Here is a 22,384-nt window from a genome sequence, read left to right on the forward strand (position 1 = left end):
GTCTTCCGAAGCGAGCGTAACCTTGACAATTATCAAAAGCAGCGCCTACCTCTTGGACTACCCGCTACAGGCCATCGACGAAGACCTGGCGCTCATGCTTCTACAGGCGCCCATCAAAGCTGAGAAGTACAAGCGAACTGCCCTCCAGCTGTTCGACTGTCACTGTCACTGCCTAGGCGAACGCTTGTCGCTTGCCAGTCTCGATGCCGCTAAACTCCGTTGGCTTGTCGAATCTTTCTACGGACACCTGAGATCTGGTGAGTTGATTGACCTAGCCGCAGAGTCGATCAGATTGCGTTCATTGGCTCTCGGACAAATGATTACAACTTTGATCGACAAGGTTCCAGGCCTTCAGTCGGTGATCCGGTCAAGCGGAGCTGAGTCTGGCTACAACTACACTTGGAATGAATCAAAACCCAAGATCGATCCAGAAACGGCATCGTTCTGGGGATGCTGGCCTGTTAAGGCAAAAAAAGGAAAGACAGTCTATCTCAAGCTGGTGGATATGTATGGCTCCCATGGCTCACAGTTTACATCTCAATTCCATGAAGCCATCCGGCGTGATTGTTTAAAAATCTGCAAGGTCTCCAGCGGCATGATCAATAAATTGGCCGCTTTCATTTCTAAAGAAGCTTTTCGATTCCCCCCACAAGCTTTCAAATCTCACGAGATGATGGAAGGATTCTTCGAAGAATTTTTCTGGCACTATCAGACCACGGAATGGGAAAGAAACGAAGATCAGAGCTCCAATATTCGCTCTTGGCGCGCCCTACGCGTCATTATTATTCGAGCCTTACTCAAACCTCGAATATGGAATGCAGACGAAAGCGTCATTGTTTTGCCTCCAATAAAAAGCAAGCCGGGCGCCGAGCAAAATATAAAAATCAACAAGCATGGCATACAAATAAAAGACAAACTACTTACTGAAGTCCCTCTCCATGTAAGCGATATACAAGCCATCGATTTGTTATATGGGGAGATAAAGTCTGATCTACGCACCGTAGAAAAATATGGCATCTCGGAAGCCTTAAAAATCCGCAGAGCACAACGTCGCAGACTAAGAGAGGCAAAAACAGGAAGCATCCTTAGGAACCATTATAGAGGATCACGGCACTACGACAGCTTCGAAAAAACTGGCATTCAAGATATTTGTCACACCTTTGAAAAAGAGGGATTGTGCACTACAGATGATGCGCGTAGCAGGTACACACAGCGACTGCCAGCATTAGCTGAATTCCTTGGATTGCCAACAACTTTCTCTTTATTTCCTTTTCAGTGCCTCTTGACGCTTTACCATCCTGAAATCACAACTTCATTTTTAGACGACCTGGCTATTTGGGATGGAGACACGAGAGTTTCTTTCATTAAAACCGACAAAGGCTATGAGTTGACAGGATTCAAAGACCGACGCGGCAGCAAGCATTCGGAACAGAAAATCCTTCTATCGCCTCGAGCAGCAGCTCTCGTTCGTATCGTGGAGGAAATCACAAACCCTCTGCGTGTCTATCTAAAAAAACAAGGCGATCCCAATTGGCAAAAACTTTTCTTAACCTCTGGCTCAAGCTTCAACTACCCCCAGGTCGCCAATAGCAACGCATTAAACAGCAGCGCAGTGAAAAAGCATAAAGGCACCAGAGAGCTTTTTATCGCTAAACTTTCACCATTCACGCATAAACGTGGCGAAGACTTGGTAGATTTCATTAAAAAGCTTTGTATATCTAGGGTTCGAGCTCAGTCAGCTGTGGCCGACTACATCCAAAATCATAGCTTAACTCGCCTGGCGAAAAAGCTCGGACACGCGTTTTTCTCAAAGGATCTACTCGACTCATACCTCCCCACCGCGATCTATGATTTTTTTGCCACGCGATACGTGAGAATTTTCCAGAAAGGCATCATTTGCGAAGCAATGAAAGAAAGCAGATACTTCCTGCAGGCAACGAAATTTGAAACTATCGACCAGCTACATAATTTCCTGAGCCGGTATGCTTTGAAAGAAGCGCCTGAAAACCTCAGAAACTTAGAAGAGAATAAAATAGCGCAAGGTGAGATTGTCGAGGTAGGTGTATCAGTATCAGCTGAAAGCATGAGTGCGCTGATATCAATACGCGAGGCTATTAGGCAAAGCCCTACTCCAACTAGAGTTAGGGGTTTGGCAAAATATTGGGCATCAGTTTGTGATGCAGTTGAGAATTACATTAAAAAATGCCGCGACAATGATTTACGCAGCCACTTGAATGCAGCGTTGAAAAGCTGTGACCCAGGCGTATATAGGGAAATGATTCATGCAGCGCCCTGAACATCTCGCACACTTTGCTAGCTTGTTTAAAAAACGTGAGCTGGGTGATTTTATGTCTGCGCCTTGGCTCGTTTCAAGTTTTGATGCTCATGTTTGGAAATATAACTTCTCGTTCGCGAGAGACCAGGAGCTTGACTGGAAAGTACTTATGTATGATGGGTCATGCCTTACAGACCCATGTAACGAAGGACTTTTGAAATCCTTAAAATGTTGGATTATTGCCTCAACCCAAAATTCAGCAACTACGAACCACACTAACGGAATGCAAACGCAAGCGATAGATTTCCGCCGCACACTTACGCTTATCGACTATATTCTTCAGTGCGCCGAGGAACTGCAGCTGATTGAGTACGGGCTTGCAGCGCTTACGTATGAAATCATGTGTGAAATCATTGATCAGATTGGCTCCAGCAGTTATGTTGCGGTTAGTACCTATGATTGGAACCGCCGCCTGAAGGAATACTGCGTCAAAACCCTCGAAAATACTGACCCGACAGCTATTGATGAATGCTTGTTAAACAATCCCGCGCTAAGCGATATTAGCCCTATTCAGCTAGAGGACAACAAGCTTGACATCCCAGTCGAGATGATCCCGAGAGTAAGGGCCGCATTATTTTTAAGCGACATGTACCACAGCGTTCCTATTGGCGGCCATAATGTTAGCTCCGTTAAAATTAGCGCCGAGTTATATAAGAACACGCTCGCGGGAAAAAAGCGCTTTAAGCCTACCCATCGTATTTTGGGGTTTGTTTGGCGGAAGGAAAGCTTCATGCGCGAACTGGACAGTGTTCCAGTTACTAACGGCAATCGTGACCGCATGACCAAGCGGGAATTAGTGCTTTACCGATCCTGTTTCGTCAGCCTGCAGAAAATTATCAAACTAGGCCTCTCCCTTCCCAGCCTGAATGATCTCAGAGAGTTGGCCATATACAAGGTCTCAGGCACAACAATGGGTCGCTTCAAAAACGTTCCAACTCCAATCATATTCAATGCCATCCAGAAAGGCATCGAATTTCATTATGAGCATGGCCCTAAACTGCTGCAAAGCTATGTAAATATCGCCAAATACTCCATTAAGAATAGTGTTAGCATTACAAGCATTTCAGATGAGACTATTGTTTCTCTTCTTGAACCATCTATCGCTCAAGCTGGCGTAAGTCAACTAGGTCTGTCAACCCGTTCCGCTGGCAACGAACCGGGGTCAGAGCTAAAAGAATCAAAAGAAATATATTTTACCCGCTTACGGAACAACAAGGGATTACTCGAGCTTATTGCCGTCTATTTTGGAGCGGTGCAGTTAGTCGTCGGGGCTACCATGGCGAAGCGAGGTTCCGAACTACGAGGTCTCGACCCAGAAACGTGCTTGAGCGAAAATCATGATTATCTTATTGCACCCCTCTCCAAATCCACCCGCAGCCTTCAGGGCCGACGGTCAAGAAACGCTAGACCTATCGATCCTCTCGCAGCAGAGATGATCCAAGAGATTATCCATTTCCAACATGAACTGACCCAAATAGGTTACATCAAAGAAAAACTGCCTTTATTTTCATCACCTGGCATATTTGGCACGAGCCAGTTAACAGCATGCGATGTGTATTTGTATTACAAGAATATAGACCTGTTCTGCGATTATTTTCAAGTCGACACAGACAAGCTTGGCCGTCGATTTTATATTCGTCAACATCAGTTAAGACGTTTTTTTGCTTTGGTGTTCCTTAACTGCGGCCATGCCGCTAGCATCGGAATTCTACAGTGGATGTTCGGACATACTGACCCTGAGCATATCTGGAATTACATTACTGAAGAACTTCCAGGTAAGGAACTTCAAAATACATTATCTCAAGCCCTTAGTGAGCGCATAACAACAGGAGGAGCCACACACTACACAGATGTGATTGAGCTAATCGAGGAAACATTTAACACCCGAAATGTCTCCATCATGGATGCCGAACAGCTCACCGAGTACTTGGAGTTTCTAATAGAGGGAGGTCAATTGACTATCGAACCTCAATTTTTGGAAGATGACAATGGCTTTCGTGTCGAAATCTTTACTGTAGTGAGGAAGAGCAATGAAACGGGATGAGCTGAAAGATTCACAAACCGAATCCATTGAAAATACCAGGAGGCTCCTATTTTCGATAATAGCAACGCCATCCAAGTACCTCGAGGACGAGGTTATAATTAGTTGCTTGGTTAGCCAAACATCTCTAGCCAAGCTCTCGCTGCAAAAAACCTCCGAGGATGAGGACATTCACATATTTTCGCTCAGCCTAAATACATTTAAGCAGCGAAGCGAAGAAAGGCTTCCTGGCGGCTTTGCAGCTATCGATAGCTTACGCAAAAGCGCAGCACAGGCCATCCATAAAGAAAAAAACAAGCCACAACCCAAAAACAATCGCAGCAGAGATGCATTATCTCAAAAAGTGGAAGATCTCCATATAGAGTTAGATATCCAGAAACGCTCAAATCTAATATTACTGCAAACCCTATCGGACGTGAGAAGTAAGTTAGATGGTATCGTCAGCGCCCAGGATGAATTTACGCGCCAGACTCGAATGTCCGCAATCTTGAAGAGAATAACGGCGATCACCAGCCTCAACCCAGAAGCTTATAAAATACCAGCAATTTCCACAGCGACGGTGGTGCCAATAAAGCCCAAGGAAAGGGAAAATGACTGATAATTTCCTGGTTGAAACAATTGATTATGTCAATTTGTTCCAACGCGTCACGCCACGTAGCGTGCGAAGCTGCCAATTTTATAGATTCCCCTTTATAAGCTGGCCTAATAACGAGCCCTGTCACATAGCAAATCTTTACTTGCTAGATCTATCGCGCCTGCACACGCAGATATCCGCTGACGGGAGAAGACCAGATAGTAAAGGTGGAACTATAGGACAGTATGCAAGCAATATAAGCCTCCTACTTAAACGATGCTGGCTTCACGGGATTGATCCTTACCACATCGATGATAAATTTTTCGAAGACTTCATAATTGAGCTAATTGTGGAGCTAAAACCCAACAAGCCGGGAAGACTTAAAAGAAAAGACAACACTACAATCAATATCGGAAGAGAATGCTTAAAGTTTCTAGCTTGGGTTGGAAGGTTTCATGGTGATCCGAACTTTGTATCCGAAAGCGGAACCATCAGAATAACCACAGAAGGAATTATTAGAAATTTCAAAAACGCCCGAAAGTCCATTCTCACGAAATCTCACCACTCCTTCCCATTACCGCATCGGGAGCATACTCGAAGCCCTATACCCAAACACAACATTGAAAAAATGGAACAAGCAATCCGTGACAATAGCCGATCCAGTTTTCTGAGAGCCAGGCACTTGGCACTGATTACTCTTCTGCAGCACACAGGAGCTCGAAGAGCGGAAATCGCCTCTTTGACTTTGACTGCTTTGCGAGAAGCCCAACTCATGAAGTACCCTATGCTACGCTTAGTCACACTTAAACGGGGCGAGATATTTATCCGTGAAATACCTATCAACGCTATCGCACTAAACGATGTAAAAATATATCTTGCGGAAAGACGTAAGATAGAGAAGCAACACCCGGAAAATAAAAACGATTATTTGTTTATCTCTGAAACCACAGGCGCCCCTATCGCGATTGAGACAGTCACCTCGATAATATTCAAAGTGAGATCAGCGGCAGGAATTGAAGAGCAAGCATGCGCGCACATGTTCCGCCACGCATTCATCACAAATCTTTTTACGCTACTTGTAGAACGCCACAAATTCAATAGTAAAGATGAATTCGAAGCCGCCCTGATCAGTGATAAGGACTTCTTGAGAAAAGTCCGTCAATGGACAGGCCACAAGAGCATCGAATCTCTGAGAGAGTACTTGACTACTGTCTTTGAGGGAGAGAAAGGCATAGGCGATTCAGCCGAAGGTGTACACAGAGCCTCAACGCTGAGTCTATACCAAGAAAAATCCGACGCGCTTTATAACGAGTTTAAAAACAACTTAATTACTCATCCCGAGTTCATTCGTCGAAGCGATGAGCTGATGGCGTTACGCGACTTGGAGCTTTCTAGGCACGATATTAAAAAAACGAAGTAACCTTACTAGATTCAAAAAAAGTTGAAAGAGTGTGTTGATCCCCACCTGCCCCGGGCTTTTCCTGCTGCCTGGGCGCAGACTTGCTGATAGCTCCTCTAAAATTGGTAGCTTGTTGAACTAGAGGCATAGGCGGCCCCTTCGAGCCCGTATTAGCGACCAGCTATGGCATGGGCTGCAGCGCAGTCGACGACCTGCATTCTGTTGCTAAGCCGTCAACAAACTGCATGGACGCAATACGAGCTTAACCCCTAGCCCTTTTTGATTGCTGACTAGGTCTGCAGCGCGCTCCATCGTCCACAAGGAGGAGCAAAAGCCAAGCACCTAATTAGGGAATGCGTCGGACGATGCGGTGGACGCAAGGCTCACACACAAATCGTGCAAGCCCGGTGGGGCTAACGCTCGTGATAGACGATCTTCGAGTCACCAATAAGGTCTTCGACTTTCACCAGAGGCACGGACGAGCGAGCGCGACCGGAGCTTGTCTGGCTACGTCCCGTGGAGATCTGGGATCTGGTCAGGTAACCGTCCCCATCCTTCCTGCCTGCCGGCTTACCACTCTGATGACATGAGGATTTCATGAATCCGCTCCGAGGTTACGTTCTCTTCGCAGAGCTTGGGCTTCTTGCGATATGTGCCGCCCGACGTCTTTTTCGAGGCGACACATTGGCCATTATCGGCCACCTCTACCAAAAGACCTGTTCCATCCGACGAAATGCTTTCCCAACGCCGGACGCCCCCATCGGTGGAGAAGCGCCAATCCAGGCCTACATCTTCGATGGACGACAGATCATTCAGTAGATCCATTACTGATTGATAGCGCGAGTCAGGGTCGTACCTCAAGCACTTCTTGATGATGCTCTTCAGTTTCTTCGGGACATGAAGCGGCAATTGCTTGAGGTCTGGGTAGGTTTCTGTGCGCTGGGCACGCGCCAACTCAGCGCCCAGCTTGAACGAGTCTCTCTGGCGTTGCAGCGAGTCCAGTCCAGCCAGCAGGCGGTACAAGGTCAGGCCGACCTGATAAATGTCCGCACTGTTGTTGAAGTCACTGGTCACCGATCCTTCGGGCGGCAGATGCAGGCGGTAGCTGAGCTCAGGCGTTGCAAAGCCATCGTCATCCATGTTCTTCGAGAACCCAAAGTCGGACAACAGAGCCTCGTCTGTATCGGAGATCAGGATGTTGTCTGGCTTGATATCGAAGTGGAGCAGCCCCTTGGAGTGGATGTTGTTGAGGCCACTCAGGAATTGGATGGAGTAGCGAATCAGCTGCCTGCAAGTCAGCCCTTCCGCCTCTACGACCTGGTGAAGAGATCCTCTGCGGTAATAGGGCATGGCGATGAAGATGTGCTGAGCATCTTTGCAGGCGTATAGAACCTGCACGACGTAGGGGTGGACACTCTTGTACAGCAGCTGAGCTTCGAGCAGGTAACGCTCTTCATTGAACCCGTCAGTCTTGACCTGTTTGATCACAAGCTCGGCATCCAGGTGCTCGTCATGGACGACGTACACCTCTGAGTTCTCGCCGTTTTCGCCAATGCGTTGCTGCTTCTTGAAGGACACCTGCGCCGTTTGGTAAGGGATGATCATCGAGTCGCTCCTACAGCAACGAGGATGGCCTCACGAACTGCCGCAGCCTTTCCTGGCGGCCAACCTTTGACGCCCTCAAGCTCGGATTCACATTTTACGATCGAGGCGAACTCTGCTGCGGTGATACCCAGCCGGGCACCAATGCTGGTCTTGCGCCCCACAAAGTAGCCTTTGATGCTGCTACTTGCGAACGACTCCATGAAGACGGCTTCCAGGTACAGCCGGTCAGCATCCTGGTTCTGAGAGTTGCCCTCTGCGACCCGGATGCCAGCTACGTCCACCTGGTACTCCCGAAGGATGTCGAGGATGCTGTGACGAGCAAATTTGAGCTGCTCTGGCTTATTCAGAATTTGCGGGATTACCAAGGATTCGACGTTCAAGATTTGCATCGCTTCATCGTCGTAAATGACGAAGGTCGCCTTTTTGGGCTCGGCGCGGATTCCGAGTGATCGCATAGCGCTCCCTGCGTACTGTGGAGTCGGTGGAGTGCTAACCCTAGCATCAGATCGCTAGAACCGACCATAAGCCCTTGGCATCCTAGTTTGGGTAGGTAGGCGGCCGCTCCGCGCCCGAAGCAGCGTCATGCACGTGCCATGGGCGACACCTACCTCGACACCGGGCCTTTCCGTCCCTCCTTGTCGAAGATCCACCCCATTTCAGTGGCACGGAATGGCCATCAAATGGTTTTTTTGCGGCAAAAGATTGGAATTAGCCGCCTATCGCGAAAAAAAACCACCATAGGCTTTGACAATCCAATTTTTAGGTGTAAATTCGCTATCAGAAATTAACGCAAGCCTCGCAAGTAGCGCAACACGGTAAGACGGCAAGACTTAACAGGTACTCCATGGACTCGACTCGCATCGGCTTAGTAGCCACCGCGCTTAAACAGAAAATTTATACAGAAACCTTTGGTGGCAAAACGCTTGGCAAATTCTTGATCTCTCGAGAGAGCCTCAAGCAATTACTGGGCGTGAGCAGGCTGTCGACCATGGACGTAGAGGCATTTACGACTGAGTGCCTGAACAGAGGACTCACAGTTATCGATTTGGACGATAGCTTCGCTTTCGCTGATGAGCGATTTGTAAGGAACTGGAGAAAAGCTCCTAACAACCTAATTCGGCAGCTTACCGAAAAAATTGATTTTGAAACGGGCGTAGAGGCTGATTTCGAGGACGAAATCGAAGAAGAAGACCTTGATGACGCCAAGGCCAGCAAAAAACCGCAGATAAGAGACAAGCGTCGCTTATCATGACTGCTGCCGCTAACTGCCCCCAGGCAGAAGCACAGTACCAAGCGGAATTAAACAGCAGTTAATAAGAAATGTACAATCCAACTCCCTGCAACATAATTACATCTCTTGATGCTATTTCCGTACCTCGCCTGTCGACATATCGACAGTTCTTCAATCCAGCCAATGACGAAGAGCTTTACGGCATTTACTGCTGGAATGAGGTGCTCGGAAGCAACTTTCTTCGCTTGATTGGAAGCGTTGAGGTAACGCTGCGCAACAAATTTCACTTACACCTTAGCCAGCACGCCCATATCGTACAGTGGCCTTATGTGGGCTCGCCAGATTCAAATGACTGGTACAGTCATGCGAACTTGAGAGGCAAGAGCGAGGACAAGGTAAAAGCAATCACGCATGATGCTCGCTATGATCAGCGTAGCCAGCGAAAAATTTACACTCCGAAGCCACACTTTGTAAGCCCTAATAATGTTGTCTCAAGCATGACCTTTGGCTTCTGGGCTCCACTGCTGGATCTAAATCTGCCGTGGAAAACGCTGATTCCGCAAATTTTCTCAAAGCACCGATATGCGGCCACTGCCAATTACTGGAATCAAGCACGCATTGGTACTATCTATGAACGGCTCAATGCCGTGAGAGATATCCGAAACCGAGCTGCTCACTTCGAACCGATCTGGAAGATCAAGGACATGCCGGAAGAAATTCGGGCGATTAGGGGAGTAACACCGCGGATCGAGTATTTAGCTCCCGTTAACGAAACAGAAGCGCTCGTCAGACTACAAATAATTTATGATCGTATCACGCAGCTTCTGTATTGGATGTCGCCCGAGCGTGCTGCAGATCATCAAAGCAGTGACCTTCACAAAAAGACGAGCTATTTACTGACCCAGGCGGGCTTAGACCAATTTAAGCGAGGAAGAGCCGCACGAGCCTACCCTATTAGTAGCCTGGCTAAAACTCGGAGGATGAAACCCCTCCTCCAGGAGCGAATGCCTTTCCAGCTGATGCACAAAGGCAGCGTAATCGGGCACATTTATCCCGAATAAAAGAAAAGGCCACCCTTTAGGGATGGCCTTTTCATGCTTCTCATTGCCCTTGGATCTTCAGTGGTGCTATTAACCTGCTGACGATTTGCTCCAAGCGCCTACGAGAGGAATACTATGTCAAAAAAAACGACGAGTCTAGCTATAGACCTAACACAACCTGATAGATATTTTCTATTTTTAGGCGAAAAAATACCGAGGTCAACACCCAAGCCCTTCTAGGCTACCATCCCTAGGGGGAATCAGACAAGCCTCCAAGGCTGTAATCCTCCAAAGAGCTCCAGCCTATGCGAGTTTAACCCATCGCTTGGGCGGCCCTGCCCACCCCATTTCTAGCGGGTATCTCCCCGCTCGATAGACATCCACACCCAAAAGGGATGATCCAGGGCCTGATTGTCCAACCTCTTTAGCACGGCCTCTCCGAGTCCGAAGCAGCGACCCATACAGAGCATGACCTACAAGGCAATCGAGCACTCCCGCGTTAAAGAGAGCTGGAAGGACTCCCGAGATGATAGCCATCTGACACTGTCGACTCCACGACATGTGGAGTTCAACACTGCGCCATACTCCGACGATTTCGTCCCGCGAGCGCTCATCCTGAGAACGTTCAAGACCTCATCGCCCGTGGCTTGCAGCGGCCTGAGACGGACTCGGCGTCAAGCCACTTGACCAGGCTTTCAACCCTCAAAACGCCGGCAGCTGCCGAGGCTTTCCACTTTAAGTGGTTGACATAGTGCCGCCCGTTGCTCAAAAATGATCACCGAGGGCTCAATAAGAGCAGGGCTGATCTGGCTCATGGCGATATCGACAGATCAGTGTGGATTGCGCAGGTCGCCACCTGTGCGGTAGCGGTAACCGGCAACAATGGTTAGCTTCCGACCCCTTTCAGGCAGCTTTGCCTGGACGTGCTAAGCAAGCGCTGCGACTACCAGCCCTCAATGACTTCTCTAAAAAGGCGCCTAGGGCGTCTTTTTTGCTTTCAGGGTGCCCACTTTCATTGCACTCTGCTTTTTCAAGACTTTGTACGCCGTCACCACAGAGTAGAAATTCTCGCCAGCCGCATCCAGCTGCGGCGACAGAATAACCACCCCCTTCGCACCCCTGACGATCGTCAAGCGGTAGCCATCACGGGTCTGGTATCCCTCACACAGAATCTGCGCGCCTTGCGACAAGATACCGGCCACAAAGGTTGGAACATCCTCGATCACAGAGCAGCCAACCTTGGCCAGCTCGTGACCATGCCCCTCCCAAATATGGCGAACACCAAAGCCCTTACTGAAGCCATGGTGCTTGCCTACCCGCAGGTAGATCTCGCCGCCAGGCACCGTAAGGTTACGGCTCGCGTAGGGCTCGATGTAGCCATAGGTGAGCAAGCCGGTGACCGGGTGCGGCACGCAGAGCTCTATGTCTAGGGTCGCGTAGTCAAACAGCGGCGCAAGGGGCATCAATGCAGTCAAGTGGTCTTCATCCAGTGGCAGTCCCCTGCGGGCGTGCCTTTATTTTGCCACAGTTTCTCAAACTGTTCTGATTGCCCCCTTTCGCCACTGCCTCGACCAAGTAGATGGTTAAACTTGAAAATAAAAGGCACCCAGTTGACTTTATTCTTGACAGATGGCTAACTAGAAAAGACGATCGGGTACTGTTTTTTTCTGTCCTACAGGAGGCCGGGCAAAGCCCGGCCTCCTGTAGGACACTTCACAACTCACACTTTCACGCACGCTCATATCTCATAAACTACCGCCAGTCCAAATGGAAACCCTACTATCAAACCTGAAGGCCCCGTAGCCCCTAGCCTCCAGATTAGTAGCCCTACCCATTCACATCTACTATCCCGCTTTTGAGCAGTTCCCAGTAGCTCAGCCCCCGATGCCACGCCCCCTCTCCTACCAGTAATCCTGTCCCGCCTGAACTTTACTGAAGCACCTCCCAAGACTGATTTGTCCGAAGTCGCCTCCCCTAGCTACCATCCCGCTCCTTGGAGACCCACCACCTTCAGAGAGGCAAGCCACAGCCGCAGTCATCAGCAACGAGCAATCCACCTAATCAACCAATCTCCGCCCTACCGCACCGCTGGACTCAGCAATCGACCGGGCCTCATCATGCACTCCAAAACCCGGACACGGAGCCATGAGGTGAGCAAACCTATCCAGGACAGCCGGTTGGCTCCGAAGCTTCGCCAGCACATCCACAACAACTGTGTGCACCGGACGCCTATCAGCCACAAGCATTGAATAAGGGACTAGCGCCGTGCATGCACTGAAGGAACAAGAAAAAACGCAGCTTTGGCTCAGCCAGTTCGACAACAATGCCAACGACCGTCAATTAGCGGAAAAATTACTCGACTCTGTCAACTACTGCCCACTTAATGAGTTCAAGCAAAGCCTATTTAATTTAATCAAGAGAACACTCCCGCCAAAATCTACTTCGGCCCTGTTCATTGAGCGAGAGCTGCAGCCCACGACAGCGGAGCTGCCTCCACCCATCTACAAATCAGTCAAGACCTATAACCCCAGGTCAAAGAAAAAGCACTTGCGAGCTTACGGCGCTGCAGTGCATGCCGTTCAGTCGCTCACGTATAAAACACAAGACCTAGGTAGTGAAACATTAGTAACCCTGATTGCAAGCTCGCTTAGCCGCTCAAACCCTACACGGTTCTTGCTACAGCCAGCGGCAGACAACGTTAGAAACTCTCAGGTCAGGCATTTTGTAATTTTAACGGACTTCATTGGCAGTGGGGATCGGGCATCAGCCATGCTGGACTCAATGTGGAATGTGGCCTCGATCAGAAGCTGGTACTCCGGGAAATTTATCAGCTTCTGGGTATTAGCCTACAGCGGCTCCACGCAGGGCATAAAAAAAGTTGAGCAGCATAGGTTCGCGCCCAAAGTTAAGGTCGTCACAGAATGCCCTACACTTCACAATAGCTTTGGTGAAGACCTCGATGACATGATTGAACTATGCAAGAAATATGGGGGACACAGCAAAGACCCATTGGGTTGGAAAAACACAGCAGCCCTTATGGCGTTCGAACACGGTGCTCCGAACAACATGCCAGCCATTTTCGTTTCCTCGAAGACCACAGGTGCGAAGAAATGGGCGCCTCTATTTCCCAAGCGTGTCACTGAGACCCTTTGGCGGTCGACCGAGGTCGACATGAAGAAAGTGATCCGTCACGCACTAGACGAGCTGAACGCCCCGGAAATCTCAAAATCCTATCGTTTTCAGAGGTCAAGCGATCAGAGCAAATCCGCAATCATTATTTTGCTCGCTCACTCGCAGGGCAAACGACGTATAGCAGAGCTGCGCCGGGTGTTGCCGCTGTCTCTGGACGCCCTGATAGCCGCAAAAGACCGTGCCGTCAAAAGGGGCTGGCTGACACAAACTGGAGCACTGACCCTAGCTGGACATAGAGCCATCCGCTACCTCCGTCGCCAGGGGAAAAAGTTTTTGGTAGCCCCAGCCCCCTTCACTTCGTATTATCCAACGCAGCTGAGGGCTCCGCAGTAGCGGAATCTAGTATTCCCGCGCGTTGCGCGGGGCGTTTTGGGAGCAAATTATGCTTACCGTCGAACGATCTCACGCCTGCTGGAGGTTGGCAGCCTTCATGATGTTCGCTATCGAAGTCTGGCGCCAGAAGGCTTCCATCCGCCAGGGCGGAATCTAAAGGTAGATGAGTCGCTGGAGCTCTCAGCTTTATTTAACCACGGGTCGTAAGGCTGGTGTGCCTAGGGACATACTGCAGAATGCCGTGCAGACGGCAAAGCAGATGGAACACGGTTGCCCTCCCATCCTCACCCTGAACCACCTCGCCCACCTGGCGGGTGTTCCCTACCCATTTTTGCATCGAACGATCAGCCGAACCTACAGGGCAGAGGCGTACAACGTCTTCAAGCTTAAAAAGGCCAATGTGGGTCATAGCCCAGATCGCTTCAGGTGGATCTGTGCGCCCAGTGAAGACTTACTCCGGGTGCAACGATGGATAAATACCCACATTCTGTCGAAGGTTGATCCCCACGAGGCCAGTTACGCCTATGACAAACGCCACGGGGTGTTGGAGTCAGCCGAGCTCCATTGCGGGGCTGAATGGCTGATCAAGCTCGACCTCACTAACTTCTTCGAATCGATCCTTGAACCACGGGTTTATAAGCTTTTCAGGTCATTCGGATACCAACCACTCGTGGCATTCGAGCTTGCCAGGCTTTGCACGCGCGTACGTAAAAGCGGCAACCCGGATCGAAGGTTCGGTAACACCGCACTTCCTGCAGGGCTCCCCTACTCTGGCGACCCTCGTATTGGCCATCTACCCCAAGGTGCCGCCACCTCTCCGCGAATCGCCAACCTTGTCATGCAGTCCTTGGATGAGAGCCTGCAAGATTACGCACGGGAAAACGAGCTAGTTTACTCCCGATATGCGGACGATCTGGTGTTCTCATCAAAAAATGCTTTTGACAGGTCACTGGCGACCAGACACATCAAGATGATCAATGCGTGCTTGATTGAGGAAGGGTTTTGGCTTAACGAGGCCAAGACGAAAATTGTTCCACCGGGGGCCCGCAAGATCGTCCTAGGACTGTTAGTCGACGGCGATAGACCCCGGCTTACGAAATCCTACAAGAAGTATGTCAGCGATCACCTCTACTACTTGGCCCACCCTAATATCGACGCGATGACTCATGCTAGGCATCGTGGTTTTCAATCGCTTCAGGGGTTGATTAACCACATCAGCGGGAAGATCGCCTACGGTTTCAGCATTGAGCCACACTGGGCCAAGGTGCATGGAGCGAGGCTCAAGGAGATCTGCTCCAAGAAAGAGGTTGATCATGTGCTATTCCCCTAAGCGCCGCCCTTATCTCCGCTCCTAGACCGGATTATCCTCCAGATATCTGTCGCATGGCACCATTGAACATCACCGGAGCTGGCTGAAAAGGTTAAACAGCATAGGGCTTTTATCCGCTGTTCGAGTCGACCCTCTGTAAGCGGCCAGCGAACACACATTCAGAAATCCGTAATTAAGGGCGATGGTGTCCGCCTATTTTTAAGCGGACGCGATCACTCTAATCGCTAGGATTTCCATGCGCCAACGAAGCTCCTACCCCAAACCCTTCAAGGCCCAGGTCGTACAGGAATGCCTGCAACCCGGTGCCTCAGTTTCCAGCGTCGCCATCAGCCACGGCATCAACGCCAACGTGATTCGCAAGTGGCTGCCGATATACCGTGAGAAACCCGTCGTGCCACTTCCGGCGTTTGTACCGCTGCAACCGATGCCTAAACGGCACACTGATGAAGCGGTGTCTATCGCACTGCCGCTGGGCGACAAATACATCACGGTCAAATGGCCCGTATCCGACCCAGACGGCTGCGCACGCTTCATCCGTGGCCTCTCGCAATGATCCGCATCGATGCTATCTGGGTCGCCACCGAGCCGATGGACATGCGCGCTGGCACCGAAACTGCGTTGGCCCGCGTGGTGGCGGTGTTCGGTGCGGCGAAGCCGCACTGCGCCTATCTGTTTGCCAACCGCCGCGCCAACCGGATGAAGGTGTTGGTACACGATGGCGTGGGCATCTGGCTTGCCGCACGCCGGTTGAACCGAGGCAAGTTTCACTGGCCCGGCACTCATCGCGGCCAGGAAGTCGAACTCGACGCTGAACAACTGCAAGCGTTGGTGCTCGGTTTGCCATGGCAGCGGGTTGGCGCCAACGGCGCAATTACAGTGATTTAGTCCCGTCTTTGAGCTGTGGTGGATGAGTTGCTTTGGTAAAATCCACGGCATGACTTCCTCGCCCAACCTCGACCAAATGACACCCGAACAACTGCGCGCCCTCGCTACGCAGTTGCTATCGAAGGTCGACACCATGGGCCGGAAGATCCATCGTGACGAGACGATCATCGAACAGCTCTCTCACGAAATCGCCATCCTCAAGCGCCACAAGTTCGCTAAGCGCAGCGAGCAGATCAGCCCGGCGCAAGGCAGCTTGCTGGATGACCTGCTCAACACCGACCTTGGGGCCATTGAGGCAGAGCTGAACGCGCTTCGTCCTGCCCCGACGTCGGACGAAATCCGCCAAAAGCCCAAGCGCGCGCCGCTTCCGCCGCAGTTTCCTCGTACCGTCATTCGTCATGAGCCAGAGAACACCCAGTGCGTCTGCGGGTGCCAGCTTCAGCGCATCGGCGAAGATGTCAGTGAGAAGCTGGATTACACACCGGGCGTGTTTACCGTTGAGCAGCATGTACGTGGAAAGTGGGCCTGCCGCCAGTGCGAAACACTGATCCAGGCGCCGGTGCCGGCACAGGTGATCGACAAGGGTATCCCCACTGCTGGCCTGTTGGCTCACGTAATGGTGGCCAAGTTTGCCGACCATCTTCCGCTGTACCGCCAGGAAAAGATCTTTGGCCGTGCAGGCCTGGCGATTCCGCGTTCAACGTTGGCTCAATGGGTGGGCCAAACTGGCGTGCAACTCCAGCCGCTGGTGGATGCACTGCGCGAAGCGGTGCTGGCTCAGCGAGTCGTACATGCTGATGAAACACCTGTGCAGATGCTGGCGCCCGGCGAGAAGAAAACGCACCGAGCTTATGTGTGGGCTTATTGCACGACGCCGTTCTCGGCACTGAGGGCGGTGGTCTACGACTTCAGCCCCAGCCGTGCTGGGGAACATGCACGTAACTTCCTTGGCACGTGGAACGGCAAGCTGGTCTGCGATGACTTCGCGGGTTACAAGGCCGGCTTCGAGCTGAGCATCACCGAAATCGGCTGCATGGCGCACGCCCGCCGCAAGTTCTTCGACCTGCATGTGGCGAACAAAAGCCAACTGGCCGAACAAGCACTGCACTCAATCGGTGGCCTGTACGAGATCGAGCGGCAAGCCAAAGAAATGAGCGATGAAGACCGCAGGCGATTGCGCCAAGAAATAGCGGTTCCCATCGCAGCGAAGCTACATGAGTGGATGCTGGCCCAGCGTGAGCTTGTGCCAGAAGGCTCGGCTACGGCCAAGGCTTTGGACTACAGCTTGAAACGATGGGTAGCGCTAACGCGCTACCTGAATGATGGTGCCGTGCCCATCGACAATAACCCGGTCGAAAACACGATCAGGCCATGGGCGCTTGGGCGCTCCAATTGGTTGTTCGCTGGGTCTCTTCGCAGCGGTAAACGAGCGGCAGCGATTATGAGTTTGATCCAGTCGGCGCGCATGAATGGGCACGATCCGTATGCCTATCTCAAAGATGTGCTGACTCGGCTGCCGACACAGCGGGCAAGTGAGATTGGAATGTTGTTACCCCAATGCTGGACTCATTCATCGTCTCAAGCGATCAGTCATTCTTGAGCTTGCTCCATGCTCAGCAAAAAACCTTAGTCGAGTGGATTGAATGATCGATTCATGGCTACCACGTCGCCATGGGTCGGGTTCGGCCCGAGCCACTTGAAATGCTCAGGCAATTGATCTCGTTTAGCGGCTGCCTGCCCCCTGATAGCTGCTGATAAAGCCCTGCGCATAGTCTCAGCATCGTAATCACAGCAATAGCCTGGTGTAGACGGCTGTTGCCTCCAGGACTCCTCAAGCGAGCCTGCGTCAACCGGATCGAAACCAACCTGACCTACCAGAGTCATCACTGTTTCTTTGGCTTTCTCATCGTCACCCGCTACCGCCGCTGCCAAACGACCTGGTGTACCGTCCGGAACGCCCAATTCTGCCAATGTGTAGGCGAGCACATTGTTGAAAGCCTTGATTACCGGTCGCCCAATCTGCTTCGTCACCCAAACGCTTTCCGTCATCCCTTGATCAATTTCAGCAATGCGCGGGTCACGCAAACCAGGGTAGTAGTTGCTGGTATCCACAACAGGGATGCTGTCGGGTACGGAGGTAAATAGGTCAGAAGGGAGTGCGCTCAATGCTGGCAGAGGTATCGACAGCACTACCACATCCGCGCCGTCCACTGCGCCCCGAATGTCTACAGGCTCCGCTCCGATTTCTTCGGCGAATGCACGAACGCCGTTGACACCTCCAGAATTTGCCACGCGAATCTCATGACCAGCAGCTCTTAGCTTACGAGCAATGGTGCCGCCGATGTTACCCGTTCCAATGATGCCGATTTTCATGGTTAAGCCTCAGTAATCGTTTGCTTGCACCGATTCTAGGCGGCTGATGTAATAATGGTAAGTACCTACCAAAAGGTGGGTAGCACACCTTTGAGAAAGAAATGGAACGGGATTGGGATTGCGGCGATCCGCAAAAACGGTTGAATTGGGCCGAAGCAACGACTGAGACTCTTCGCGTGCTGGAAGGGAAATGGAAAATCATCATCTTGTGCCAGCTTTTCGCAGCCAAAGGTGCGCTTCGTTTCTCGGATCTAGAGAAGCTGATCGAGGGAATAAATCAGAAGATGCTGATTCAACAGCTAAAGCAGTTAGAAAAGGATGGCATCGTGCTGCGCACGGTGTACCCGCAAGTGCCACCCCGGGTGGAGTACCAGCTCACCCAGATCGGCCATGCACTCGGGCCGTCAATCCAGGCATTGATCGAGTGGGCCGAGATGAGGCGCGATCACATTTGATTGCGATCGAGAATCCGCCGCTCAGTACGCTCTACTCCTAGAAAATAGCTGTCGAGACGGGTTTGCCGGACGCTTACGACCCTCTCACACTCCACCGCGTCGACAATTAGCTGGCTAAATTTCCACTCCCCACGACCGAATTTTTTCCTTCAACGCCTCACGGTGTGCCTTGCTTTCGCTCTGCCCCAGATAGTGGGTACCAACCAGAAGGTTGAATTCAGGGCGTATTCCAGGCGTGATCAAGGGCCTGCCATCTTTGAGACCCAGATGTATTTCAACATTCCTGAATGTCAGCTCTTCAGCTGCTTCGGAATCCATCTCGCCTGAGAAAATTTCAAGGATGTCGCTAAACGGTTCGACTAGGACTTTATTCAACGAGAATATCGTCCTCCCCTCATACAATTCACCAAAGTGACGGTGGAAGAACGACGGAACTCCAGTACCGCAGATCTGCGCTCGCTCAGCTGGGGAAGGGTACTTGGGCGATTCACCAGCCGGCACGAATACGCGATCATATACTTGACGTAGTGCTTCACCGTACGACGAGAGCAGCCCGTCTGACCCTTCAGCATCGAAAGCGGGAGTACTCAAACGGTTGATGATAGCCGCCAAATGCTTACACCGGGCTACGGCAGTGAACAGAAGTCTGGTACCAAAAAAGTCTGCCCACATCTCGATGGCTTTACTATCGAGATCGTCCCTGTCCAAATGCTTGGTATGAGCGTTCGTCCAGTGGGCCAGCTCATGGGCTGCGATGATTAGGCAGTAAAACATATCCGTGTGATTACTCACCACGTTGTCAGCAAAGCGGTAGGAGAATCTCAATGTCGGGATGCCCGCCACCTTAACGACCTGGGCAAGTACAGCGGGGTCGCCGTCGAAATCGCATCTCACATCCGGCTGTAGGATGCTGAAGTGCATTAATTTGAAATCGGCTATCAACGCTTCGATGACTTCCTTGTTGGTGATCTGCACCTGACACCTCCAGATTTGTAAGGCCGTCATGATCGCCCGATCGTGAGCCCTCCGCCAGCGCAACTCACCCGCTTCAAGAAGTAATTTCCTGATCCGGAGGGGCTGGCGGAGTGGCCCCACAACTCGGCTTAGCAAGTGGGGCCGAGGACTGTGCTTATGCCGCTATGGCCTGGGCTCAAGTCGTACTGCTCAGACGTTGGCCCGACAAGGATCACTCCAACCTCAGTTACCAGGCCGCCACCGCAAAGTCAGTTGAAGGTTCCCAGAGCTAGCCGCTCCACCCTCCCTTGATTCCCCTGCGGATCTGTCCTAACCTATGGCCACTGGCTAAGCGGCTCGAAGAGCCTAAGGTGAGCCAGGGCATCCCTCCCCTACCGAATCGCCTTCTGTGACACCAGCATCTGAGCTCAACGCAGCTCACGCATTGCTATGGTTCTAACTCGATATTGGGGGAGGGATTAGATATCGGAGTTAGCCATGATCGACAAAGATCAGTTCAGCCCGTTCGTTAAAGCCCTTCAGCAGTACCTCAAGCAACACCATCCTGACTTCGGCGACAGCCTCAGTGCTGTACGCGAGCTCGTGTCTCATGCGCTTGCGGACATGCCCAGCAATGGGCTCGTGAATGACCAGCTCAAGCACTCCCCCATCCCGTTCGGCGCTGCAGCATTCGAACGCTTGAGTTCTGCAGTACAGCTGGCGTATGGGATCGCGATGCCATCAGAATTCTGGCGATGGCCACTTCCTGTGGCCTTCAATCTCAGTCCAGCAGAACGCATTGAGATCTGGCAAGCCGCGCTGAAGCATGCCCTGAGCAAGATGGAGATCGACGGCGTGTGGCACGACGGCTATGTCGACGCTGAGCCCTACATAAAGCCTATGGGTGATGGCAAGTGGGCTTTGTGTAACCGCTCACCAGTACCGTTCTGGCTCTGCCGGGATGTTTTTACTCCGGAGTGGATTACTCGTCGAGAAGCTGATAATTCCATCGCCGATGACATGACTGGGCGCCACCTGAAGGATCGCTCATACCACGCTGGACTGTCGGCCCTTTGGAAGAAAGACTACAACACTGCCCATCAACGCCTTCAGGAAGCCCATGAGAAAGGTCATCCCATGGCGTCCTTCAACCTTGGCTGGATGTACAGTGAAGGGTTAGGCCGAGATCGTGATTTCACCAGAGCAGCCGAGCTGTACGAGCGTGCAGCCGACCTCGGCGTTCTCACCGCCCACCACAACCTGGGCAGGATGCACCTAGAGGGGGATGAACACTTCCCCAAAAGCATCCCCGACGCTATCCGGCATTTCGAGCTGGCTGCTGAGGGCGACATTGCCGCTTCGATCGGCTGCCTGGGAATGATCTACCTCAATGGTAATGGGGTGCCCGAAGACCGGAATCGTGCCATCGACTTGCTGATGCGGGCCGCTTATCTGGACGACGATCACAGCATCAATACGGTAGCGACCATCCTCGACCATCAGAACGGTGGAGCATCCACTCCTGAGTCCTTTGCTCTGTACCGGAAGGCTGCTCGCTCAGCCCGTCAGCTCAATCACGTCATGCCCATCTACAATCTGGGGCTGTGTTTCCTGCACGGCAACGGAGTTGGCAAGAATGTGGTGAAAGCGCGACGGCTGTTCCGCATAGCTGCCAACGCGGGCGATGCCGACGCGGCAATGAATCTGGGGCTGATGTATCTCAATGGCGAGGGTATCCCAGTTGACTCGTTTGAAGCACGGTATTGGCTCGAAATGTCTGCAGCCCATGGAAATGGTGATGCGTTCAATGTACTGGGCACGATCGAGTTCAATGGTCAGTGCGGTACACCGAATCATCGCCTGGCCTGGCTTCTCTTCTCGGAGGCCGCCCAAATGGGCTCAGTCATTGGGCTGGCTAACCAAGCGCGGTGCCTGGTAACCGGTCAAGGGGTCGAGCAAGACGTTGAGCTAGCATGTGAGCTACTTAAGCAGGCGGAAGCCCAAGGGCATCCAATGGCCCGTGAAATGCGCATCCAGTGGGAGGGTCAGGTATGACCTCCATCCTAGATACCGACTTTGACGGCGAAGAAGCGGCGGACGAGGGTTTCACCTGCAGCCAATGCGGCTGTGAGTTTTCGCTGCACGACTTCGAGTTCGTTGACACAGAATTTGACGAAGTCGAGTGCCGCTGCCCGAGCTGCCAGTTCAGTGCCGATCTGGATGGCCATCCTTGCGATTATTGCCCTGAACCTGCAGCGTACGCCTTAGGCTCAACCTTCTACTGCGAAGAGCACTATGAAGATCTAGTGGGCGACTGATCCTTTCAACTGCCGCCACCTGCCACCTGCCACCTGCCACCTGCCACCTGCCACCTGCCACCTGCCACCTGCCACCTGCCACCTGCCACCTGCCACCCAAATGGTGGGTGGCGGTACCTCTCGATCAAGCAAGGGCAAACCGTCGGCTCATCTTCAAATGGCCATAAATTGCCCCCAAGAAAGCACATTTGCTCTCCATCTACACTCAACCAGATCGCGTAACCGACACCCGACTGCCAGCCTGAAGGCGGCTTGCTACTGGCAGATGCCTGCGGTAACCCGCTATTTTGGGTTTTCCCCCGATTAGCGTCCGGCGAAT

19 protein-coding genes are annotated in these 22,384 nt (G+C 51.7%); 13 read left to right on the forward strand and 6 right to left on the reverse strand.

Features of this window, described 5'->3' with window-relative positions:
* Positions 1 to 22: 22 nt before the first annotated feature.
* From D886_RS0117215 to D886_RS0117230, 4 genes are read left to right on the forward strand one after another with little or no spacing between them, the layout of a single operon-like run.
* Positions 23 to 2,296, forward strand: coding sequence for a hypothetical protein (locus D886_RS0117215; RefSeq protein ID WP_027595087.1), 2,274 nt, complete (start codon positions 23 to 25; stop codon positions 2,294 to 2,296).
* Positions 2,283 to 4,379, forward strand: coding sequence for a site-specific recombinase (locus D886_RS0117220; protein ID WP_027595088.1), 2,097 nt, complete (start codon positions 2,283 to 2,285; stop codon positions 4,377 to 4,379). Before D886_RS0117215 ends, D886_RS0117220 begins: the two co-directional genes overlap by 14 nt.
* Positions 4,366 to 4,974 (forward strand): hypothetical protein, encoded by a 609-nt coding sequence (locus D886_RS0117225; protein WP_027595089.1) that lies wholly within the window; start codon positions 4,366 to 4,368, stop codon positions 4,972 to 4,974. The genes D886_RS0117220 and D886_RS0117225 overlap by 14 nt, the downstream gene beginning before the upstream one ends.
* Positions 4,967 to 6,370, forward strand: coding sequence for a tyrosine-type recombinase/integrase (locus tag D886_RS0117230; protein WP_027595090.1), 1,404 nt, complete (start codon positions 4,967 to 4,969; stop codon positions 6,368 to 6,370). The genes D886_RS0117225 and D886_RS0117230 overlap by 8 nt, the downstream gene beginning before the upstream one ends.
* 549 nt (positions 6,371 to 6,919) lie before the next feature.
* Here D886_RS0117230 and D886_RS0117235 read toward each other — a convergent pair.
* The gene (locus D886_RS0117235) at positions 6,920 to 7,954 is read right to left on the reverse strand and encodes a serine/threonine-protein kinase (RefSeq protein WP_027595091.1); all 1,035 of its coding nucleotides are present in this window, start codon (positions 7,952 to 7,954) and stop codon (positions 6,920 to 6,922) included.
* Entirely contained in the window at positions 7,951 to 8,409 is a 459-nt protein-coding gene (locus D886_RS0117240) for a hypothetical protein (RefSeq protein WP_027595092.1), read from the reverse strand. The genes D886_RS0117235 and D886_RS0117240 overlap by 4 nt, the downstream gene beginning before the upstream one ends.
* A 389-nt stretch (positions 8,410 to 8,798) precedes the next feature.
* Between D886_RS0117240 and D886_RS0117245 the strand changes: the two genes are divergently transcribed.
* Positions 8,799 to 9,206, forward strand: coding sequence for a hypothetical protein (locus D886_RS0117245; RefSeq protein ID WP_027595093.1), 408 nt, complete (start codon positions 8,799 to 8,801; stop codon positions 9,204 to 9,206).
* A gap of 68 nt (positions 9,207 to 9,274) precedes the next feature.
* The gene (locus D886_RS27925; RefSeq protein WP_081717514.1) at positions 9,275 to 10,246 is read left to right on the forward strand and encodes an Abi family protein; all 972 of its coding nucleotides are present in this window, start codon (positions 9,275 to 9,277) and stop codon (positions 10,244 to 10,246) included.
* A gap of 956 nt (positions 10,247 to 11,202) precedes the next feature.
* On the opposite strand, the gene D886_RS0117255 is transcribed toward D886_RS27925, so the two are convergent.
* Positions 11,203 to 11,700 carry a hypothetical protein gene (locus D886_RS0117255; protein WP_230855423.1) on the reverse strand — a complete coding sequence of 166 codons (498 nt, stop codon included), beginning with the start codon at positions 11,698 to 11,700 and terminating at the stop codon, positions 11,203 to 11,205.
* A 790-nt stretch (positions 11,701 to 12,490) separates the two neighbouring features.
* Between D886_RS0117255 and D886_RS0117260 the strand changes: the two genes are divergently transcribed.
* From D886_RS0117260 to D886_RS27070, 5 genes are all read left to right on the forward strand, one after another.
* Positions 12,491 to 13,750 (forward strand): hypothetical protein, encoded by a 1,260-nt coding sequence (locus tag D886_RS0117260; protein ID WP_027595096.1) that lies wholly within the window; start codon positions 12,491 to 12,493, stop codon positions 13,748 to 13,750.
* Positions 13,751 to 13,913: 163 nt separating this feature from the next.
* Entirely contained in the window at positions 13,914 to 15,080 is a 1,167-nt protein-coding gene (locus tag D886_RS0117270; RefSeq protein ID WP_027595097.1) for a reverse transcriptase family protein, read from the forward strand.
* A 235-nt stretch (positions 15,081 to 15,315) separates the two neighbouring features.
* Positions 15,316 to 15,633, forward strand: coding sequence for a transposase (locus D886_RS0117275; protein WP_027595098.1), 318 nt, complete (start codon positions 15,316 to 15,318; stop codon positions 15,631 to 15,633).
* Positions 15,630 to 15,965: an IS66 family insertion sequence element accessory protein TnpB gene (gene tnpB / locus D886_RS28605; RefSeq protein ID WP_027595099.1), complete on the forward strand. Its 336-nt coding sequence runs from the start codon at positions 15,630 to 15,632 to the stop codon at positions 15,963 to 15,965. The genes D886_RS0117275 and tnpB overlap by 4 nt, the downstream gene beginning before the upstream one ends.
* Positions 15,966 to 16,014: 49 nt before the next feature.
* Positions 16,015 to 17,565 carry an IS66 family transposase gene (locus D886_RS27070; protein ID WP_033694235.1) on the forward strand — a complete coding sequence of 517 codons (1,551 nt, stop codon included), beginning with the start codon at positions 16,015 to 16,017 and terminating at the stop codon, positions 17,563 to 17,565.
* 26 nt (positions 17,566 to 17,591) lie between these two features.
* Here D886_RS27070 and D886_RS0117290 read toward each other — a convergent pair whose 3' ends face one another.
* On the reverse strand, positions 17,592 to 18,338 hold the full coding sequence (locus tag D886_RS0117290) for an NADPH-dependent F420 reductase (protein ID WP_027595100.1): 747 nt from the start codon (positions 18,336 to 18,338) through the stop codon (positions 17,592 to 17,594).
* 101 nt (positions 18,339 to 18,439) lie between these two features.
* Between D886_RS0117290 and D886_RS0117295 the strand changes: the two genes are divergently transcribed.
* The gene (locus tag D886_RS0117295) at positions 18,440 to 18,793 is read left to right on the forward strand and encodes a helix-turn-helix domain-containing protein (protein ID WP_027595101.1); all 354 of its coding nucleotides are present in this window, start codon (positions 18,440 to 18,442) and stop codon (positions 18,791 to 18,793) included.
* Positions 18,794 to 18,907: 114 nt separating this feature from the next.
* Here D886_RS0117295 and D886_RS0117300 read toward each other — a convergent pair whose 3' ends face one another.
* A complete protein-coding gene (locus D886_RS0117300; protein ID WP_230855422.1) occupies positions 18,908 to 19,768 on the reverse strand; it encodes a hypothetical protein in 861 nt (286 codons plus the stop codon).
* Positions 19,769 to 20,245: 477 nt separating this feature from the next.
* On the opposite strand from D886_RS0117300, the gene D886_RS0117305 reads away from it, so the two are divergent.
* Positions 20,246 to 21,802: a tetratricopeptide repeat protein gene (locus tag D886_RS0117305; RefSeq protein WP_027595103.1), complete on the forward strand. Its 1,557-nt coding sequence runs from the start codon at positions 20,246 to 20,248 to the stop codon at positions 21,800 to 21,802.
* A gap of 8 nt (positions 21,803 to 21,810) precedes the next feature.
* Here D886_RS0117305 and D886_RS28230 read toward each other — a convergent pair whose 3' ends face one another.
* Positions 21,811 to 21,975: a hypothetical protein gene (locus D886_RS28230; RefSeq protein WP_155490281.1), complete on the reverse strand. Its 165-nt coding sequence runs from the start codon at positions 21,973 to 21,975 to the stop codon at positions 21,811 to 21,813.
* Between the last annotated feature and the right edge of the window lie 409 nt (positions 21,976 to 22,384).

It is taken from the genome of Pseudomonas sp. LAIL14HWK12:I7, assembly GCF_000483465.1.
GTDB lineage: Bacteria > Pseudomonadota > Gammaproteobacteria > Pseudomonadales > Pseudomonadaceae > Aquipseudomonas > Aquipseudomonas kermanshahensis.

Excerpts from the sequence above, each read along its gene's own strand:
- D886_RS0117220 (WP_027595088.1), top strand. The coding sequence starts at position 2,283 with ATGCAGCGCCCTGAACATCTCGCACACTTTGCTAGCTTGTTTAAAAAA.
- D886_RS0117225 (WP_027595089.1), top strand. The coding sequence starts at position 4,366 with ATGAAACGGGATGAGCTGAAAGATTCACAAACCGAATCCATTGAAAAT.
- D886_RS0117230 (WP_027595090.1), top strand. The coding sequence starts at position 4,967 with ATGACTGATAATTTCCTGGTTGAAACAATTGATTATGTCAATTTGTTC.
- D886_RS0117235 (WP_027595091.1), bottom strand. The coding sequence starts at position 7,954 with ATGATCATCCCTTACCAAACGGCGCAGGTGTCCTTCAAGAAGCAGCAA.
- D886_RS0117240 (WP_027595092.1), bottom strand. The coding sequence starts at position 8,409 with ATGCGATCACTCGGAATCCGCGCCGAGCCCAAAAAGGCGACCTTCGTC.
- D886_RS0117245 (WP_027595093.1), top strand. The coding sequence starts at position 8,799 with ATGGACTCGACTCGCATCGGCTTAGTAGCCACCGCGCTTAAACAGAAA.
- D886_RS27925 (WP_081717514.1), top strand. The coding sequence starts at position 9,275 with ATGTACAATCCAACTCCCTGCAACATAATTACATCTCTTGATGCTATT.
- D886_RS0117270 (WP_027595097.1), top strand. The coding sequence starts at position 13,914 with ATGAGTCGCTGGAGCTCTCAGCTTTATTTAACCACGGGTCGTAAGGCT.
- D886_RS0117275 (WP_027595098.1), top strand. The coding sequence starts at position 15,316 with ATGCGCCAACGAAGCTCCTACCCCAAACCCTTCAAGGCCCAGGTCGTA.
- tnpB (WP_027595099.1), top strand. The coding sequence starts at position 15,630 with ATGATCCGCATCGATGCTATCTGGGTCGCCACCGAGCCGATGGACATG.
- D886_RS27070 (WP_033694235.1), top strand. The coding sequence starts at position 16,015 with ATGACTTCCTCGCCCAACCTCGACCAAATGACACCCGAACAACTGCGC.
- D886_RS0117290 (WP_027595100.1), bottom strand. The coding sequence starts at position 18,338 with ATGAAAATCGGCATCATTGGAACGGGTAACATCGGCGGCACCATTGCT.
- D886_RS0117295 (WP_027595101.1), top strand. The coding sequence starts at position 18,440 with ATGGAACGGGATTGGGATTGCGGCGATCCGCAAAAACGGTTGAATTGG.
- D886_RS0117305 (WP_027595103.1), top strand. The coding sequence starts at position 20,246 with ATGATCGACAAAGATCAGTTCAGCCCGTTCGTTAAAGCCCTTCAGCAG.
- D886_RS28230 (WP_155490281.1), bottom strand. The coding sequence starts at position 21,975 with ATGGCCATCCAGATCGGCACTGAACTGGCAGCTCGGGCAGCGGCACTC.